Source organism: Chrysanthemum yellows phytoplasma, from assembly GCF_000803325.1.
In the GTDB taxonomy this organism is placed as follows: Bacteria; Bacillota_I; Bacilli_A; order Acholeplasmatales; family Acholeplasmataceae; genus Phytoplasma; species Phytoplasma asteris.
In genome coordinates, this window is sequence record NZ_JSWH01000190.1 from 1 (window position 1) to 1,217 (window position 1,217).

A 1,217-nucleotide genomic window follows, 5' to 3' on the forward strand; every position below is an offset into this window, starting at 1 on the left:
TATATATTATACTATTTAAATAAGGTTCTTGTCAATACTAAAATTTAAAGAAAGTAATATTTTTACGTAATTATGTTAAAAATTAAGGATTTAAGTTGTTAAAAAAACAAATATTTAAAAATATTGCCTATTAAAGCATTTTATATTTATTGTTTGAAGGTAACTATTAATAGAAGAGAAATTATCATTAATTAAGGTTATTTTTGTTTTTTTAATTTCATCTAAGATTTGAGAATCAACAAAAAGAGTTTGGTTTTTGGGGCGGTAATTAGCTTCTTGATAGGTATTTTTCTTTTTAGAATGAGAGATAATAGTGAGGTTAATTAAATCTTGTTTTAATATTTGTAAAAAGTTTTTAATTTGAGTTAAATCGTTCGGAGTGGTTTTTGTGTTCCAGCCCCCGATTCTAATTTCTTGACTGGTATTGTTTTTCATCTTTTTTTCTCCTTTTTGGTTGTTTGTTAGATAAAAAATAAAAACTCTAAATAGTTAAAATTAGGTTTAAATTAAATAACTAATTCATTCTTCAATAACCACTTTGTCTTCGCCAAAGAAATGAACGGCTAAATCGACGATGATTTTATTTTTGGCCTCTTCATAAGTGATGTATGGAGCTAAAAAACATTTGTGGTAAGCTTCTTTTCCGTATTGACGTAATAAATCATCGACATCTTTACAAGTTTGGTCGTAAGGGGTAAAATGTGTCTAATTTCATAAGGTATTTGATGTGAGGTTAGTTGTTCACCTAAGGCTTCGCTTCGTTTTTGGCCTGTTTCGTCGTTATCTAAGGCGATAATGACTTTGATATTTTCTTTTTTGAGGATTGTTAATTGAGATTGGGACAGTAATTGGGCGACACAAATGAGACCGACCACGTTTTTAATATTGTTTTGCCAACAACTAATGACATCAAAAAAAACCTTCATGAATGATGATGGTTTTTGTTTGTTTAATATATGGTAAAGCTTCAAAAAAAAACGATAACTGAAATGAAAGGTCGGAGTTTGACTGAAATTAGTTAAAGCTTGGTATTTTGGTTGAAAGTAAGAAACTTCGCGAAAGTTATTTTGATAAAAATGAAATGTTTTATTATATCCGTTTTCAATGGGGATAATGATGGAACCATGAAAAGTATCGTGATAATATGTTTTATTTTGTTGATTGGTTTTTTCTTTGATAAAACCATATTCGACTAATTTTGTTGTATCGATATTTTG

Annotated in this window: 1 protein-coding gene and 1 pseudogene; both read right to left on the reverse strand. The window is 27.9% G+C overall.

Features of this window, described 5'->3' with window-relative positions:
- Window positions 1-114: 114 nt before the first annotated feature.
- Window positions 115-435, reverse strand: a complete 321-nt coding sequence (locus tag OL66_RS03115; protein ID WP_084066039.1) for a hypothetical protein — start codon at window positions 433-435, stop codon at window positions 115-117.
- 84 nt (window positions 436-519) lie between these two features.
- Window positions 520-1,217, reverse strand: a pseudogene (locus OL66_RS03120) (toprim domain-containing protein); the annotation flags it as partial.

What these genes read in the sequence shown, in the direction of transcription:
- OL66_RS03115 (WP_084066039.1), bottom strand. Translation starts at nt 435, where the DNA reads ATGAAAAACAATACCAGTCAAGAAATTAGAATCGGGGGCTGGAACACA.